Below are 15,847 nucleotides of genomic sequence, written 5' to 3'. Positions count from 1 at the left end.
TCCACACTTTTGCTGACTGTGGATGTGCTTGGTAAATGCCGTTTTTCCCTATACAGTGTGCGTCGATGCATGATTGCCGTTTATTGAGGGGAGTGATCCGTTCCTCCCGTCCGGCCAATATTCCCACGCTGTTCACCAATGCGGCCGTGGCGTGGGCTGCCGTCCGGGGAGCGGAGCTGCCGCCTGCCGGCCTGTATGCGGGCGTGGTGCTGATGGGGCTGTGCTTTTATTTGTACGGCATGTGGGAGAATGACCGTGTGGATGCCAGGTGGGACGCTTCCCGTTATCCGGACCGTCCCGTGCCGTGCGGCGCGGTGAGCGTGTCCGTGCTGAGGCTGCTGTCCCTGGTGGCCGGGCTGTCCGGCCTGGTGCTGAATATGGCGCTGGGCGGGGAGTTTGCCGCGGGCGCTGTGCTGCTGATCGTGATTTCCCTGTACAATATGTTTCACAAGTTGTGGAGCGGCTCCGTTTTTCTGATGGGGCTGTGCCGCGGGCTGTGGGTGCTGGCCGCCGGGCTGGTGTTTGCCCATGCGGCCGGGGAACCCGTGCTGCCCGCGTCCCTGCTGTGGTATGCTTTCGGCCTGTTTGCGTTTACCTGCCTGATTTCCATGGTGGCCCGGCGTGAAGCGGGCAGGCCCCGGGTTCAGGCGGCCGTGGTGCTGCTGCTTTCCGGCATGTGCCTGTTTGATGCGGTATGGCTGTTGTGCCTGGGTTCCCTGCTGTGGATCGGCGCCGTTTTATTGTGGGCCGGAACGCGGCTGCTGCAGAAGCTCGGCTGCCGGGCTACATAGGTTTGGATTGAATTTACATGGAAAGTGTGCATCATCTGACGCGAGAAAGTGGGTTATGAATGAATTGATCATCAAGATAGGGCCGTTGTTCTGGGTTTTAAGCATTCTGGCCGTGTACGCGCTGGCGGTTGTTGCGGAGCGGATTTTATATTTCCACAGGATTCAGATTAATACCGGGGATTTTTTAAGGGGCATTTCCAAGCTGGTGAATGCCGGAAAGACGGATGAAGCCCGGCATGAGGCTTCCATTCTGCCTGGCCCGGCGGCCCGTGTGGTTGCCTCCGTGCTGGCGCATGCCGGATTGCGGCGTGAAGAGCTCCGGACCGTGGCGGAGGATTCCGTGCAGATGGAGGTGTTCCAGATTGAGAAGAATATCCGCGGCCTCCTGGTGGTGGCTACGGTGAGTCCGCTGATAGGCGTCCTGGGGACGATTCAGGGGCTGGTGGGTTTTTATTCCCAGCCGGGCCTCCTGGAAGGGAAGGCCCCCACCCTCGCCATGTCGGACGCCGTTTACCAGGCCCTGCTGAGCTCCGCCCTTGGGCTGAGCATTGCGATTCCCGCTTATTTGTTTTATTCCTACCTGGCTTCCCGCTCCCGCCAGATCGTGCATTCCCTGGAACGGGCCGGCACGGAGGCCGTGTGCCTGGTGTGCGACGCCCGCCAGAGGCGCGAGGAGGGGGAGAGCATGGCCGGACGGGGAGTGTAAGCGTAACAGGGAAGGAAAAAAGGCATGCAGATCAAGACGCGCTCAACGTTGCCCACCGGGGCGTTTTTCATGCAGGTGGTCGTCCTGCTGGATTTGGTCGTGCTTGTTTGCGTGCTGACGATCATGACTTCCCGCGTGGGGATGGCGTACGGGTATGAGGTGAAGGCCCCGTCCTCCCGTTTCCTGATGAATATTGTGGGGGATGTGGAGTTTATTTCCGTCACGGCCGGCGACCAGCCCGCTTTTTACATTGGGAACCGCCTGATTGAAGGCGGCCTTCCCGGCGTTTCCGCAGAATTGGACCGGATTTCCCGGGAGAACGAGGGGGATGGAGGGGGACGCGTGGGGATTGCCTTGCGGCTGGATTCCGCCGTTTCTCGGGCTCTGGAACAGCAGTTGGTGGATATGGTGCTTGCCAAGGGAATGACGTGCTATATTGCCGCCGAGCCTGCGGATTGATTTTTTTCCATTCTGCCGCATGAAGCTGAACAAAAAGAGCCGGGCCAAGATTTTCGACCTCCACGTGGGGTTGACGTTTGACTGGCGGGAGACCGGCATTTTGCGCTGGCGCATTTTGCTGTGGATGCTTTTGTTCGGCGTTTGCGCATCCGTGGCCGCCGTGTTTGTCCATGTGGAGGTGCCGGGAGTCCGCCGCCGTGGGGACCAGCCGGGCGCCGTGGTTCTGCTTCCTGCGGATAATCCGCGCCTGCACCAGTATGTGCTGCGCAATACTCCGCTGCCCGTGAGGGGCCCCGTCTGGGCTAATCCGGTGACAGCCGGCCCGATCGGGGAAACGGGCGTGACTCTGCCTTCCCTGCGCTCCGCCGATACGCCTCTGGCTCCTCTTCCCCCCGTGTCCGTCCCCACCGTGGCGGACCAGGTGTGGCGCATGTGGCAGCATCCGGATTTCCATATACGCGCCATGATGAATCCTTCCCTGGATGTTTCCGGCACGTGCATTCCCTACCTGTCTTTTTGTTCTCCGGGGCTGGACGGCCGGATTGTTACAGCCGGCTCCCTGTCCGGTTTTTCCAGGAGCGAGGACCATACGGGGCTGAGAAGCGAGTTTTTTGTGGTAGTGGACGTATGGGGCGTTCCCTCCCAGGTGCTGCTGCTGGAGTCTTCCGGCAGCAATGGAGCGGACGAGTCCGCCATGAGGTTTGCCCGCTCCCTGCGCTGGGTTCCGTCCCGGGAGCCGCGGAGCGGCACCATGTCCATTGAATGGAAGGAGGAAGAGCCGTGAGCATGACCCTTCACGATTTTTTGCTGCGCCTGTTTTTGCTGGCGTCCGGCGGTTTTTGCGCCGTAGTGTTCATTTGCCTGGCAATGGGGTGGGTACGGTCTTTCCTGGACCGGAGGCGCAAGGTGCGGTGCCGGATATGCGGGTTCCGGTTTTATGTGGAGGACGGGAATTCCCATGCGGAGTGCCCGCATTGCGGCGCGGCCAATAGAAAAGGCTGAAAAAAGCCCCGGGCGGGAGATCGCGCAGGGTAGTGGGGCCGGATTAATAAATCCGCAGGGATTCTTCATCAATGGGGAGCGAGTCCATGCCCAGGTCTTCCGCGCCGTGCGTTCCCATTTCCTCCCGCACATGGATGACGTCCACCCGGCTGCTCTTGCCTTCACCGGAACGGTAGCGGATGCGCGGTTCCCTGATGACGACGGTGTTGCCGCCCATGGCGGCAGCCTCCCTGGTGAAGTAGTCGATCAGTTCCTTGTCTTCCATGGAGACATGGACAATGCGCCCTTCAGGACCGTTAAAGTGCCCTACGTTGGTATATTCCCCCATGGGGTATTCATCAATGACCAGAACTTCGTTCTGAGGGATGGGCGCACGCGGTGGGCCGGAAGTGACCGGCGTCCACGCATTGGGTCCCGAGGGGGAGGAACAGGCTGCAATCAGACTTGTAATGAGGCAGAAGGCCAGACTGAAAAAAGGCGCTTTCATGGTTGTCCTGCCGTCAATAATCGGCAGGCGGCACAAAAATGCAACGGTAAACTTCGTTGCCGTCATGAAAGATTTGCACCATGACACGTTCCGGAGTTCTTTTAACGCAGTAGGAGTCGTGCTCTTCCGGAATGGGGGGTGCGTAACGGCGCGTGCCGCGGCGTGCAAAGACATGCTGGCGGAATACTCCCACGACGGCATGATTGCTCATTTTGACAATGGTATAGTAGTCGCTGGTAGGCAGGGTGATGGAAGGTGGAACGTCTTTGGCACTCACGGGCGGGATTATAGAGGGCGGCTGAAAACAATGTCGAACCTGAAATGTGGCATGGGATCACGTCCGGAACGTTGGCGCGCTAGTCCGTCCGCCCCATCATTTCCCGTGTTTCCTGGATGGTGCGGGCCTGGGCCTGGCGAGCGCTCATCATGGTGGGTTGTTCAAAGCTCTGCCGCTTGGCTTCAATGTCCCGGTTGACGGTGCGTCCGAGGTGTTTGTCCGCCTCCTTCCAGGAGCGGCCCTGAAGGTCGGATTGCTGCGTGGCGTATTGTTTGGAGGCATCTTGCCAGGACTGGGTATTCACGCCCTTGGCCCGGGCAATGAAGTCCGGTGTTTCCAGTTTTCCATCCGTGAAGGATTTGACGCCGTCCCATTTCCTGGTTTCAAACTGTGTGGCGGCTCCGTCAAATTTCTTTTTTTCAAAGGCGGTGGTTTCAAAGGCCTTTTTCTCAAATTGGGACATGTCGCCGTTGTACCGGAGTCCTTCAAAGGAGCTCCGTTTCTGGGAGACCATCTTGGTGTTGCCTTCCTTGTCCGTCTGCTGGCCGAAGCCGCCGGCGAATTTCGCCTCCAGGGCATCCATCAGCTCCGCGTCCGTTTTTGCCGAGTCCGGGCGCTGTTTGGGCTGAAGGCTGGTGGTCACCGTACGTTCGGTGGCGCAGGAGCAGAGCCCTGCGGCGGCGATCAGGAGAATGTGCTGTATCCGGAACATGCTCACGGTTCCCTATATTCCCGATTGCCGCGCAAATTGCAAACAAAAAGGCGCCTCCATCGCTGAATGGAGACGCCCGGTGTAATTTGTCTGGTCCCTGCGGGGATTACTTGGAGGCGGTCAGCTTGGCGACCTGGTCCTTCAGTTCCTTGCCGACCTTGAATTTGACGACGGAGCGGGCCGGAATCGGCACGTCCTGGTCAGGATTCTTGGGATTGCGGCCTACCTTGGGCTTCACTTCCTTCACCTGGAAGGTACCAAAGTTGCGAATCACCACACGGTCACCTTCCGCAAGTGTGCTGGAGATAATGTCCACGGCACGCTGTACGATGTCGAACACTTCAATCTGGGTGAAGTTGGTTTCGGCGCTGATCTTGTTAACGAGGTCTCGTTTTGTTAATGTTTTAGCCATATGGAGTGCAGAATGATATGAATGTATGAGTTTTATAGTTCAGCGTGCGTGATTTGTCTCCTAAAAAATCACATAATCCGTGGCATGCTTGATTTTTGCGTCCTCAACTGCGTGATGCGGGGATTTTGCTTGACCGGAACGGTTTGAATGCTTCCATTATTTCCCGCCGGGCGTTCCGGCGCCGGGAGGGAGCATATGCGCACCACGTTTACAACCATGCTGACTGACGCTCAGGCCGGAAGGCTTGAGTCCATTCTTGAGGGAAAGGGGTTTGAAAGAAGGGAGGTTCCCTACGCGCGCTTTTCCTTTGCCGGGCCTTCCCTGCTGGTGACGGTTTATGAGAAGAAGAACAAGCTTCTTTTACAGGGGAAGGGAACGGACGATTTTATAGAGTTTACGCTGGAGCCGCAGGTGACCGGCCTCCTGTCACTGCAGGAGGAAGCGGAAGAGGATGAGGGGGGTAAGGGAGCCCATTTCGGCATTGATGAGAGCGGCAAGGGGGATTATTTCGGCCCTCTGGTGGTGGCCGGTGTTTATGCGGACGGGCGCATAGGCGCCGCGTTGCGCAAGCTGGGCGTCTGTGACAGCAAGCTGGTGGGTTCTTCCTCCAGAATCCGTTCCCTGGCGGAAGGGATACGCAGGGTGCCCGGCATCCGGTTCCATCTGGTGAGCATCGGCCCGGAGAGGTACAACCAGCTTTATCCGGAGTTCAAGAATTTGAACCGTTTTCTGGCCTGGGGGCATGCCACGGTGATTGAGGGCCTGGCGGCCAAGGTGCCGGACTGCCCCATGGCGCTGAGCGACCAGTTTGCCAATCCGTTTGTACTGAAAAGGGCCCTGGCGGCCAAAAAGCTGTCCATCAGGCTGGAACAGCGCGTCCGGGCGGAAAGTGACGTGGCGGTGGCCGCGGCGTCCATTCTGGCGCGCGAACGTTTTGTGAACTGGATGGATGCGGCGGGAGAGGCCGCCGGCATGAAGCTGCCGCTGGGGGCTTCCGGCCAGGTGGTAAAGGCCGCTCGCCAGTTGGTGGCCCAGCATGGGGAGCAGATGCTTCCGAAGGTGGCCAAGATGCATTTCAAGACCACGCAGAACGTGCTGAAGTGAAGGGTCAGGCCGGCGTGGCGTAGGGCGGCGCTTCCCTTTTCCATTTCCCGTCTCCCACGGAGAGGACGGTGATTCTGACCCTGTCCAGTCCGTGGTGTTTCATGTCCAGCCGTTCTGCAGCTTTTTCACTAAGGTCAATGATGCGGTTTTTGATGAAGGGGCCCCGGTCGTTGACGCGCACTTTCACGGTTTTTCCCGTGCGGAGGGACTGGACGAGCACCTCGCACGGGAGGGGCAGGGTGGGATGCGCCGCGTGCAGGTGCCAGGGGCGCACGTTTTCCCCGATGGCCGTTTCTCCGCTGACGAGCCCCCACAGCGCGCATTCATTATAATGGGAGGCGATGCCCGTTTGTTCATAGGACAGCGCCTGTTCCACGCTCATGGGGTGGTAGCGGTGGCCCCGGATGGTGTAGGGGCGGGTCATGTAGCCCGTATAGTCCCGGCTTTTGGGTGAGGAGGAGCAGGAGGCCAGCCATAACAGCCCGGCCAGCATGGCCGCTCCCCTGATGATGCCCGTCTGCATACCTTATTATATGGCCGGGAAGATGGGGTAATGCAAGACGCCGATGCGTTTTCCCGCTCCGGAGAGGACGCCGCTGCCGGGAATGCTGGCGTGTCTGCGGCAGCCGGGCCGCAGGGACAGGGAGAGGGATGGAATGGCCTTTGCCGATCTTGTTTTGATTTTGGTTGACTTGACTGGGCCGCTTGCGTAGCGTTGGTGCGATTCTGGGAACTTACTACAAATAATAGATAACATAATGAGCAGACAGGCATTTTATCCGCATCTCTCAGTGGATTGTGTGTTGATCGGGTTCGATGAGGAAGGGCTGAAGGTCCTTCTGGTTGAAAAGACACATGTCGCACCCGGCCATACCGGCGCTATTTCCAAGCTGCCCGGTGATTTGATTTATGAGGAGGAGGAACTTGACGCCGCCGCACGCCGTATCCTGTTTGACATGACCGGCATGTCTTCCCCCCATTTGGAGCAGTTCCATACCTTCGGCGCGCCGTCGCGCATCAAGAATCCGGCGGACAGGGAGTGGGTGGAGGCCATCTCCGGCCAGAAGATAGGCCGCCTGGTGACGGTGGCTTACATGGCCATGCTGAGGATTTCCACCAAGCTGCGCAAGCTGATGGAGAGCCACAAAACCCGCTGGGTGCCCGTGGACGGCCTGCCGGAGCTGGCGTTTGACCACCGGGACATTATTGATCTGGCTCTGGAGAGGATACGTTCTTCCGTGAAGAAGGAGCCCGCGCTGATTTACGACATGCTGCCCGCCAAGTTTACGGCGCTTCAGCTCCGGCGGCTGAATGAGGAGATTCACGGCAAGCCCATGGACGTGCGCAATTTCCACAAGAAGATTGCCTCCCGTCCCTACATTGTGCCGCTGGATGAGAAGGAGGAGGGCGTGGCCCACCGCGCCGCGCGCTATTATCGTTTTGACCGCAAGATTTACAACCGCCTTTATTACCGGAGCTGATGCCGTCCGGCTGTCCGGGTGCGGCCGTTCCGCCTTGCCGGGCCTCTTCCCGCCATGTTTGCGGGGAGGGGCTCTTCTCATTTGACAGAGTCCGTTTTGTAACGCATCTTATCCGCACGTTGATTCCCATGACAGATCCGGCCTTCATTCCAGACGATTTTTTCAAGGTGCTGGCGCCTTCCGATATTTTTGGAACGGACGGCCCGTTTGAAGTGGATCTGGGCTGTGGAGACGGAGGGTTCCTGCTCCAGATGGCGGCCCATTATCCGGAACGCCGTTTTCTGGGCATTGAGCGGCTGTTGGGCCGCGTGCGGGGCGTTTGCTCCCGGGCAGCCGTCCGCGGCCTGGAAAACGTGAAGGTGCTCCGGGTGGAGAGCCGTTATTTCCTGGAATGGATGGTGCGGCCCGGCTGCGTTTCCCGGCTTCACTATTTGTGCCCGGACCCGTGGCCCAAGGAGAGGCACCACAAGAACCGCCTGGTGCAGGATGATTTTCTGCCCGTGCTGCACCGTTCCCTGGCGGACGGCGGGGAGTTCCTGTTTAAAACGGATCATGAGGAGTATTTCCTGTGGGTGCTGGACCATGTGGCGCGCAGCGGCCTGTTCAGCCGGTCCGGTTGGGAGGATGATGAGTTTTTTTATCCCCGGACGGATTTCCAGCTTCAATGGGAGTCCATGGGAAAACCGATTTACCGCGCCCGCTTCATTAAATTGCAGAAAGCCTGATTCCGATGCCTTTTACACTTCACCAGAAAGATTCCTCCACGGCTGCGCGCCTGGGCACGCTTGATTTGCCGCACGGCCGGGTTCCCACCCCCATCTTCATGCCGGTGGGAACGCAGGGTTCCGTGAAAACCATGCATCCGCAGGATTTGGAGACGCTGGGGGCCCGGATTATTCTGGGGAATACCTACCATTTGTCCCTGCGTCCCGGTTCCGCCCTGATCCGGGAAATGGGCGGCCTGCACCGGTTTTCCTCCTGGAACCGCCCCATTCTGACGGATTCCGGCGGTTTCCAGGTCTGGTCCCTTGCCAAGCTCCGCAAGATTACGGAGGAAGGGGTGCGCTTCCAGAACCATCTGGACGGCGCGTACATGATGCTGAGTCCGGAGCGTTCCATGGAGATCCAGGCGGACTTGGGCAGTGACATTGCCATGCTGTTTGACGAGTGCCCCCCTTATCCCTGCGACAGGAAGTACGCGGAAGCCTCCCTGGGCTATACGCTCCGGTGGGCGCGCCGCTGCAAGGACTGGGTGCAGGAGCACCGGCCCCGTTCCGGGGAAGGGCGTCAGCACCATTTCGGCATTGTGCAGGGGTCCGTGTATGCGGATTTGAGAAAGAGGTGCGCGGAGGAACTGGCCGCCATGGAGTTTGACGGTTATGCCATCGGGGGCGTTTCCGTGGGAGAGCCGGAGGAGGAGATGCTCCGGGCCATCGACCATTCCGCACCCTGGCTGCCGGAGGACAAGCCGCGGTATGCCATGGGGCTGGGCACGCCTCCCCAGCTATTGGAGATGATCGCCCGCGGCGTGGACATGTTTGACTGCGTGATGCCTACCCGCCTGGCGCGCCACGGCGTGGCCCTGACTCCGGACGGCCCCATGCATATCAAGAACCAGCGCTGGGCGGCGGATTCCCGCCCGATCGACCCGGAAGGGCATCCGCATGTCACACAATTCTCCCGCGCTTACGTGCGCCACCTATTCAAAGCCGGTGAAATACTCGCTTTAAGATTGCTTTCTTTCCAGAATCTGGAATTCTATCTCCGGCTAATGGCTCAGGCGCGTGAGGCCATAGCCGCCGGCACGTTCGGCTCCTTCAAGGATTCATTCATCGCGCGGTACAAAGCAAACGACATTTTATGAATATCTTCATGTTAGCACAGGCTCAGGATGCGGCGGCCGCCGCCGGACAGGAACCCTCCAATATGTTCCAGCAGATTCTCAGCAGCCCCATGTTCATGTTTGTGATCATCATCGTCCTGTTCTGGGTGATGCTGATCCGCCCCCAGAGAAAGGCCCAGAAGGAACAGCAGGCGCGCATCGCGGCCCTGCAGCGCGGGGACAAGGTGGTCACGAACGCCGGGCTGCACGGATTTGTGGAAAAGGTGAATGACCGCACCGTCTCCCTCAAGATTGCGGAAGGCGTGGTGGTTGAACTGGAAAAGAACGCCATCGTTCAAGTGGAGAAGTAAGGTTTTCCGCCTTCCGTACGTTTTCAGCATCCGCCCGTGTCGCCTGACGGCAAGGGCGGATGTTTATTTTTGAAACCGTCTTTTCCCGGCGGGGTTAATAAGAATGATCATGAGATTGCCTCACACGTTCATCCTGTCCTGTTCCGCGGCGCTGGCGTTCGGTTTTCTGCCGCCTGCGGCAGGTCAGACCGCGGCTTCCGTAGACCGCAGGGAAGGGGAGCCTGTTCCCAGGCCCGGACTGGAATGTCTTCAGGTAACCCTGTTGATCCGCCAGATGGTTCTGGGCCGGTATGACAGCACAGGAACGGGCATTTTGTCCGAACAGGACAAGGCCCGGCTGGTGGAGGATGCGCGCGCTGCGCAAAGGGAAGCCCGGAAGAAGTTCCTGATGCAGTTTGACAAGGATGGGGACGGAAAGCTTTCTCCGGAAGAGTACAAGGCCTTCCGGGAGCATGTGGAGAAACGCCGCGGTTCCCGCAGGCCGGACGCCGCCCCGGACAAGCGGGGCGAGCTGCCCCCTCCTCCCCCCCCTCCCGGCGAAGGGCGGGAAATGCCCATGGTGGAAATCCGGACGGCGGCCCGGAAGCGCTTCATGGTGGCTCCCGGCCTGTTCCTGCTGACCCGGAACATGCTGATGCAGAAGTATGACGCCAACGGAAACGGCCGCATTGATCCGGAGGAGCATGCCGCTGTCATGAAGGATGCGGCGGCTCTGTACTGGGCCAGAATGAAGGAGATGATGGACCTTTACGACCTGGACCAGGATGGCGTGCTCAGCCCGGTGGAGAAGGAGCAGGCTCTGGCGGACAGCCATAAGGACAGTCCCCTGTATGCCATGGAGGAACCGGACGACATTGACCTGTTCATCCGGGCGAATATCAGTGAAGTGCTGCTGAAGGAGGCTCCCGTGAACAGCGGGGAGGAAAAGGAGAAGGGCACGGAATAATTTTATTCTTCATGATGGAGAACCCTCTGGAACCGGAACAGGCCTTCCTGCAATATCTGGAGGTGGAAAAGCAGGCCTCCCCCCATACGGTGGAGGTATATGCCCGCGCGCTGCGCCAGTTCCGGGCCTGGGCGGACGGGATGTTCACGGGGTGGGAAAACTGTACTCCGGACCAGATGAGGGACTGGCTGTTCCAGGAACTGAAGGATGAGGCCGCTACCGCCTCCATCCGCCTGAGGTTTGCCGCCCTGCGCAGTTTTTACCGTTTCATGATGCGGCGGCGCAGCCTGGAAGCGAGCCCGATGACGGGCGTCTCCCTCCCCAGGAAAAAGAAAAACCTGCCCGTTTTCCTGACGCTTAACCAGATGCTGGAATTGCTGGAGCTGCCGTACAAGACGCCCGTTCCTGCGAATGCCCCCGCGTGGCTTCCCTACCGTGACGCGGCTATTCTGGAACTTTTTTATTCCTGCGGGATGCGCCTGAGTGAACTGGTGGGGCTGGACGTCAGCAGCGTGGACCACCGTTTCCGGGGGGTGCGGGTGATGGGAAAGGGGCGCAAGGAGCGCATTCTGCCTGTGGGCGCTCCTGCGCTGGCGGCTCTGGAGGCCTATGCCTCCATGGCCTGCCTGCCTAAGAATTCCCCCCTGTTTGTCTCCCGCATAGGAACCCGGCTCAGCGCGCGCGCCGTTCAGATGATGCTGGACAAGTACGTGAAGCTGTCTTCCATTCCTTTCACCATTTCCCCCCACAAGATCAGGCACACGTTTGCCACGCACATTCTGGATGCCGGGGCGGATCTTCGTTCCGTCCAGGAACTGCTGGGCCATGCCTCCCTGTCCACCACTCAGATTTATACGCATGTGACGCGGGCCAGAATGGCGGAAGTTTACAGGCAGGCGCATCCCAGGGCATAAGGCCGTTTTATCCCATGACGGAAGAACTCATATTCGCAGGAATCCTGCTGCTCTCCCAGGCGTCTCCGGGCCCTGACCAGGCTTTTGTCACCCGGAGCACCCTGGCTTACGGCTTTGGCGCCGGGGTGATGGCGGCTCTGGGCATTGGAACAGGGGTGGTCGCCCACGCGGCGCTGGCTTGCACGGTGGGGGCTTCCGTTTTTCACAGCTCCCTGGGGCTGGTGCTTTTCTGTGCCGCCTCCTGCTGGATGCTGTACCTGGCGTGGAAGATATGGCCGCGGGGGAGGAAGGGCAGCCTTGCCGGGAGCGGGGATATTCCCCCGGCTTCCGGCATTTACCGGGATGCCCTGGTGACCAACCTGATGAACCCCAAGGCCACGTTCTTCTTCGTGGCCCTCTCCGCCCCGCTGCTGGAAAAGAATCATGACCCTTCCTATGCCCTGTTCCTTGGCGCATTGATCGTGGTGACTGGGACGGCGGGGTGGATTCTGTGGGCTCTGGTTTTCCGCTGGCAGCCTATCCGGTCCTTTTATGACCGGCATGCCGGAGGGGTGGATGGAGTGCTGTCTCTTGTGCTGGCGGGGTTCGGCCTCAGCATGCTGTACTCCTTCGGGCGCATGGCGGTGGAAAGTTTTTCCTGATGCGGAGATGGGAGGGAACGGCTTTTTTCTCGGAAAAATAACTCTGGTATTGACAATGACTCCATTATATCGCATACATCTGCACCCGCTGTGGGGAGCTGAACGCGCACGCATGTGAGTGACAAGGCGCGCAAGTTCCCCATTAACACCTTTTACTTATAATTGATATGGCAGTAGCAATCAGACTCAACCGTCAGGGTTCCAAGGACCGTCCTTACTATAAAATCGTAGTTGTCGACAGCCGTGCTCGTCGCGACGGCCGTTACATCGAACAAGTGGGCTCCTATGATCCCATGAAGGAAGGCGTCAACTACACCATCAACCTGGAAAAGGTTGACAAGTGGCTTGCCAACGGCGCGCAGCCCTCTGAAACGGTCAATTCCATGATCCGCAAGGCCCGCAAGGCCTAAGCCCGGTTCTTCATCATCTTTCCTGAAGGCGTTCCTCTGACGGGGACCGCCTTTTGTTGTTTCTTGCGCTGATGCGGGAGAATTGTCAGGTGGCATCCCTGCGTCGGGAATCTCCCGTACATAGAAAAACGGCCCGGCGTCACTGCCGGCGGGACTGGAACACCCTGGCGGATTCCAGAATGCCGAACGCGATCTCATGAATGTGAAGATTGGCCGTGTCAATGGTCAGGTGCGCCGTTTCCCGGTAAAAATCATGCCGCTCTTTCATGAGGCGCCCCAGCACGGCTTTGGGATTGGGCTGCTGGAGCAGGGGGCGGTTGGTGCATCTGGAAATGCGCTGGTACAGGGTGTTCACATCCGTATGAAGCCAGACGACGAAGCCCAGCTTTTTCAGCAGGTCCCGGTTTTCCGGCCTGATAGTGATGCCGCCGCCTGTTGAAATAATGCGGCTTTGCCTGGCCGCCCCATGCAATTGGCGCAGAATTCCGGTTTCCAGGTCACGGAAATGTGATTCTCCATGAGCCTTGAAAATCTGCGGAATGCTCATTCCCGTCTGGTGCTCGATCATCTGGTCCGTATCCGTGAAACGAAGGCTCGTCTCCCGGTGCAATTCCTTCCCGATGGTCGTTTTGCCGCACCCCATCAGCCCGATCAGGATGATGTTTGGCAAGGATGTTGGCGCGGCCCCCTTCATGGCCTGATTGTACTCAATCCGGCGGCGTGAGAAAACAACTTTTTAGCCGTATGGCCTTTTCCGTCTCCCTCTTCCGCTCCGGGCGGAATGCCGCAATGGGAAGGGTCAAGGAGACCCGGTTTGGCAAATAGGGGAAGGCCAGGAACCTTCATGTCCGGCTGAGATGCCGCACTTCCGCGAATTTGACGGCTTCTCCCCTCCGGGGAAGGAGGTCTTACTTGACGCAGGAGCTTCCTTCAGGCAAGGATAAGGCCATGCAAACCGAAATGTTCGAGGTAGACCCCCTGTCAGACAACCGCAAGCTGTATGTCCGTGCGGCGGAAGCGCTGGCTGCGGGAGCGCTGGTGGGAATCCCCACGGAGACCGTGTATGGCCTGGGAGCGGATGCCTTGAATCCGGAAGCGGTAGCCAGAGTTTTTGAAGCCAAGGGAAGGCCCTCCTTCGATCCCCTGATTATCCATGTTCATCATGGAAAGGAGGTGGACAAATACACCGCCATTCCGGAGGAACTGAAGGAACTGGTGCATACGCTGGCCTCCAAATTCTGGCCGGGGCCGCTGACGATGGTATTGCCGAAGGCGGACATCATCCCGGACATCGTGACCAGCGGCCTGCCTACGGTGGCCGTGCGCGTAAGCGCGCATCCCGCCATGCGCGGGGTGGCGAAAGCGCTGGGCCGTCCCGTGGCTGCGCCCAGCGCCAACCGCTTCGGCCATATCAGCCCTACTTCCGCCTCCGCCGTGCAGAAGGAGCTGGATGGACGCATAGAAATGATTCTGGACGCCGGAGCCTGCTCCGAGGGGCTGGAAAGCACCATCGTGCGTCCCATGCTTGACGAGAAGGGAAAGCCCGCGCTGGAACTGCTGCGTGAAGGTCCGGTGACCCGGGAGCAGTTCCGGAACCTGGTGAAGGTGGTGCGCCGCAAGCCTGCTGTCCGTCCCGTTTCGGAAGAAGCTCCGGCGGATGCTCCGGGCCAGCTCGGCAGCCATTACGCTCCGCGCAAACCCATGACGCTGCTGGAAGCCGGGGAAGAATTCGTGCCCGTGGAAGGAGTGCGGTACGGTCTGCTCTCCTATGAGGGAACGTCTGATCTTGCCCAGGAGGGCAGGTGGACGGAAGTGGTGGCCATGAGCCCCGGCAGCGGACGGCTGGCGGAGGCTGCCGTGCGCCTGTTTGCCCTGATGAGGCAGATGGATGAAAATGAAGCCATTGACGTCATCGTGGCGGAACCCGTTCCGGAAGCCGGGCTGGGCCGGGCCATCATGGACCGCCTGCGCCGCGCCTCCGCCTCCAGGGAATGACTTGTCCACGGCTCCCCGGATATGCTACAGTCACCGCGAATCCCTTTTTGAACTTATGGCCGCTACGTTATTTGAAAAAATCTGTTCCGGGGAAATCCCTGCGGACATCGTGTACCAGGATGAACAATGCGTCTGCTTCCGGGACATCAGCCCCCAGGCTCCGGAACACCTGCTGCTGGTTCCTCGCAAACCCATTCCCCGCCTTTCCGGTGCAGGGGAGGAAGATGCCGCCCTGCTGGGCCATATGATGCTGGCCGCCGGACGGATTGCACGGACCCTCCACCTGGATGAAAGCGGCTTCCGCCTAGTCATCAACAACGGCCCGGACGCCGGAGAGGCGGTACCCCATCTGCACATGCACCTGCTGGCAGGCCGCAAGCTGGAATGGCCTCCCGGTTAGGCCGGAGCGGAATTAGTGCCGCCGGTGGGAGGGAGGGGATGTGTCATTCCTGCCCTTTTCCGGGGATGGTGCCGCCCTGTCTGCTTGTCAGGCGTGGAGTCTGCCTGTAAGATGCATTCATGAAAAGATTGCTGGTAGAGCTTGAAAACTTGCCGGAAGCGGGGAAAAAATACAGCGGTGAGCTGGATTCCGAAATCTTCGGCATCGATGATGAAGAGGTTACTTCCATTGGGCCTCTTGCTTTTGACTTGCAGGTGCAGAGATTTGAAAACGAATTATTCGTACGGGGCAATATTTCCGCTCCGTTCAAATTCCGTTGCGTGCGCTGCCTGGGCTACTTTGACTACGTGGTGGAGGTGAGCGATTTTGCCGCCTCTTTTGAAATTGACGCACAGAGTGTTGTGGACGTTTCAGACTCCATGAGGGAGGAAATAGTCCTGGATTTTCCTGCCTATCCGAAATGTGCGGACGGAGGCATGGAAAATGACTGTATGGCGAAAACTCCATATTTTGGAGTGGACAAAGAGGGGGGAACGGGTGTAAACAGTTCTGCCCCGAGCAAGAATAGCGGCGTGTGGGACGCCCTCAATGAGCTGGGGGATCATCATTAATCACCTTTTTACCAACTAAAATTATGGCAGCACCTAAGCGCAGAACGTCCAAGATGAAGCAGCGTACCCGCCTTGCCGCGCAGGCATGGCGTGCTCCGAAGCTCCGCAAGTGCCAGAATTGCGGCAGCAGCACCCCCGGTCATACCGCCTGCCCCAATTGCGGTACGTACACGACCCGCTCCGGCAAGGAAATCGTGGTGAAGGCGGAAGCGTAAGCTCCGCAGGCGCCGCATTTGCCTTGAAAGTTATCGCCGTACTGCGGCGCTACCATGTAGACCTCTCCAGCCGCTTTTGCTCCGCAAAGCG

At 59.1% G+C, this 15,847-nt stretch carries 23 protein-coding genes; 17 read left to right on the top strand and 6 right to left on the bottom strand.

Annotated elements, in window-relative coordinates:
- Window positions 1-92: 92 nt before the first annotated feature.
- From M8N44_RS13505 to M8N44_RS13490, 4 genes are read left to right on the top strand one after another with little or no spacing between them, the layout of a single operon-like run.
- On the top strand, window positions 93-791 hold the full coding sequence (locus tag M8N44_RS13505; protein WP_180971075.1) for a UbiA family prenyltransferase: 699 nt from the start codon (window positions 93-95) through the stop codon (window positions 789-791).
- 55 nt (window positions 792-846) lie between these two features.
- Window positions 847-1,497, top strand: a complete 651-nt coding sequence (locus M8N44_RS13500; RefSeq protein WP_022397803.1) for a MotA/TolQ/ExbB proton channel family protein — start codon at window positions 847-849, stop codon at window positions 1,495-1,497.
- Window positions 1,498-1,521: 24 nt separating this feature from the next.
- Window positions 1,522-1,956, top strand: a complete 435-nt coding sequence (locus tag M8N44_RS13495) for a hypothetical protein (protein ID WP_022397804.1) — start codon at window positions 1,522-1,524, stop codon at window positions 1,954-1,956.
- A 19-nt stretch (window positions 1,957-1,975) separates the two neighbouring features.
- Complete coding sequence (locus M8N44_RS13490) at window positions 1,976-2,740, top strand: energy transducer TonB (RefSeq protein WP_102749453.1); 765 nt, start codon at window positions 1,976-1,978, stop codon at window positions 2,738-2,740.
- A 261-nt stretch (window positions 2,741-3,001) separates the two neighbouring features.
- On the opposite strand, the gene M8N44_RS13485 is transcribed toward M8N44_RS13490, so the two are convergent.
- The 4 genes from M8N44_RS13485 to M8N44_RS13470 form a co-directional block, all read right to left on the bottom strand.
- Window positions 3,002-3,445: a hypothetical protein gene (locus tag M8N44_RS13485; RefSeq protein WP_102721853.1), complete on the bottom strand. Its 444-nt coding sequence runs from the start codon at window positions 3,443-3,445 to the stop codon at window positions 3,002-3,004.
- 13 nt (window positions 3,446-3,458) lie between these two features.
- Window positions 3,459-3,722 (bottom strand): hypothetical protein, encoded by a 264-nt coding sequence (locus M8N44_RS13480; protein WP_102721852.1) that lies wholly within the window; start codon window positions 3,720-3,722, stop codon window positions 3,459-3,461.
- 79 nt (window positions 3,723-3,801) lie between these two features.
- Complete coding sequence (locus M8N44_RS13475) at window positions 3,802-4,434, bottom strand: hypothetical protein (RefSeq protein ID WP_022397808.1); 633 nt, start codon at window positions 4,432-4,434, stop codon at window positions 3,802-3,804.
- A 106-nt stretch (window positions 4,435-4,540) separates the two neighbouring features.
- On the bottom strand, window positions 4,541-4,873 hold the full coding sequence (locus tag M8N44_RS13470) for an HU family DNA-binding protein (protein ID WP_256150996.1): 333 nt from the start codon (window positions 4,871-4,873) through the stop codon (window positions 4,541-4,543).
- A gap of 189 nt (window positions 4,874-5,062) precedes the next feature.
- Here M8N44_RS13470 and rnhC point away from each other — a divergent pair, with 189 nt between their 5' ends.
- Window positions 5,063-5,950, top strand: a complete 888-nt coding sequence (gene rnhC / locus M8N44_RS13465) for a ribonuclease HIII (protein WP_215832632.1) — start codon at window positions 5,063-5,065, stop codon at window positions 5,948-5,950.
- Window positions 5,951-5,954: 4 nt separating this feature from the next.
- Here the strand turns inward: rnhC and M8N44_RS13460 are convergent, their stop codons facing one another.
- A complete protein-coding gene (locus M8N44_RS13460) occupies window positions 5,955-6,473 on the bottom strand; it encodes a septal ring lytic transglycosylase RlpA family protein (protein ID WP_022397810.1) in 519 nt (172 codons plus the stop codon).
- A gap of 235 nt (window positions 6,474-6,708) precedes the next feature.
- Between M8N44_RS13460 and M8N44_RS13455 the strand changes: the two genes are divergently transcribed.
- The 8 genes from M8N44_RS13455 to rpsP all read left to right on the top strand — a co-directional run bounded on the left by M8N44_RS13455 (window position 6,709) and on the right by rpsP (window position 12,535).
- A complete protein-coding gene (locus M8N44_RS13455; RefSeq protein WP_102721851.1) occupies window positions 6,709-7,431 on the top strand; it encodes an NUDIX hydrolase in 723 nt (240 codons plus the stop codon).
- 128 nt (window positions 7,432-7,559) lie between these two features.
- Entirely contained in the window at window positions 7,560-8,156 is a 597-nt protein-coding gene (gene trmB, locus M8N44_RS13450; protein ID WP_022397812.1) for a tRNA (guanosine(46)-N7)-methyltransferase TrmB, read from the top strand.
- Window positions 8,157-8,161: 5 nt separating this feature from the next.
- The gene (gene tgt / locus M8N44_RS13445; protein WP_022397813.1) at window positions 8,162-9,295 is read left to right on the top strand and encodes a tRNA guanosine(34) transglycosylase Tgt; all 1,134 of its coding nucleotides are present in this window, start codon (window positions 8,162-8,164) and stop codon (window positions 9,293-9,295) included.
- Between the two features lie 8 nt (window positions 9,296-9,303).
- Window positions 9,304-9,624: a preprotein translocase subunit YajC gene (gene yajC / locus M8N44_RS13440; RefSeq protein ID WP_240454344.1), complete on the top strand. Its 321-nt coding sequence runs from the start codon at window positions 9,304-9,306 to the stop codon at window positions 9,622-9,624.
- Between the two features lie 109 nt (window positions 9,625-9,733).
- Window positions 9,734-10,570 (top strand): EF-hand domain-containing protein, encoded by an 837-nt coding sequence (locus M8N44_RS13435; RefSeq protein WP_180973691.1) that lies wholly within the window; start codon window positions 9,734-9,736, stop codon window positions 10,568-10,570.
- Between the two features lie 11 nt (window positions 10,571-10,581).
- Window positions 10,582-11,484: a tyrosine recombinase XerC gene (locus M8N44_RS13430; RefSeq protein ID WP_102721849.1), complete on the top strand. Its 903-nt coding sequence runs from the start codon at window positions 10,582-10,584 to the stop codon at window positions 11,482-11,484.
- Between the two features lie 14 nt (window positions 11,485-11,498).
- Window positions 11,499-12,125, top strand: coding sequence for a LysE family translocator (locus M8N44_RS13425; RefSeq protein ID WP_022397817.1), 627 nt, complete (start codon window positions 11,499-11,501; stop codon window positions 12,123-12,125).
- A gap of 167 nt (window positions 12,126-12,292) precedes the next feature.
- Window positions 12,293-12,535 carry a 30S ribosomal protein S16 gene (gene rpsP / locus M8N44_RS13420; RefSeq protein ID WP_012419329.1) on the top strand — a complete coding sequence of 81 codons (243 nt, stop codon included), beginning with the start codon at window positions 12,293-12,295 and terminating at the stop codon, window positions 12,533-12,535.
- A gap of 139 nt (window positions 12,536-12,674) precedes the next feature.
- Here the strand turns inward: rpsP and M8N44_RS13415 are convergent, their stop codons facing one another.
- Complete coding sequence (locus tag M8N44_RS13415) at window positions 12,675-13,205, bottom strand: shikimate kinase (RefSeq protein WP_180971073.1); 531 nt, start codon at window positions 13,203-13,205, stop codon at window positions 12,675-12,677.
- Window positions 13,206-13,483: 278 nt separating this feature from the next.
- Between M8N44_RS13415 and M8N44_RS13410 the strand changes: the two genes are divergently transcribed.
- From M8N44_RS13410 to rpmF, 4 genes are all read left to right on the top strand, one after another.
- A complete protein-coding gene (locus M8N44_RS13410; RefSeq protein WP_102728567.1) occupies window positions 13,484-14,530 on the top strand; it encodes an L-threonylcarbamoyladenylate synthase in 1,047 nt (348 codons plus the stop codon).
- A 55-nt stretch (window positions 14,531-14,585) separates the two neighbouring features.
- On the top strand, window positions 14,586-14,930 hold the full coding sequence (locus M8N44_RS13405) for a histidine triad nucleotide-binding protein (protein ID WP_022397820.1): 345 nt from the start codon (window positions 14,586-14,588) through the stop codon (window positions 14,928-14,930).
- A gap of 119 nt (window positions 14,931-15,049) precedes the next feature.
- Window positions 15,050-15,541, top strand: coding sequence for a YceD family protein (locus M8N44_RS13400; RefSeq protein WP_022397821.1), 492 nt, complete (start codon window positions 15,050-15,052; stop codon window positions 15,539-15,541).
- A 23-nt stretch (window positions 15,542-15,564) separates the two neighbouring features.
- Window positions 15,565-15,756 (top strand): 50S ribosomal protein L32, encoded by a 192-nt coding sequence (gene rpmF, locus M8N44_RS13395; RefSeq protein WP_012419324.1) that lies wholly within the window; start codon window positions 15,565-15,567, stop codon window positions 15,754-15,756.
- The last annotated feature ends 91 nt before the right edge of the window (window positions 15,757-15,847 follow it).

Origin of the sequence: Akkermansia massiliensis (assembly GCF_023516715.1) — a bacterium.
Taxonomy (GTDB): domain Bacteria; phylum Verrucomicrobiota; class Verrucomicrobiia; order Verrucomicrobiales; family Akkermansiaceae; genus Akkermansia; species Akkermansia massiliensis.
The sequence above is the reverse complement of the archived record's forward strand: the minus strand, read 5'-3'. Positions and strand labels throughout refer to the sequence as shown.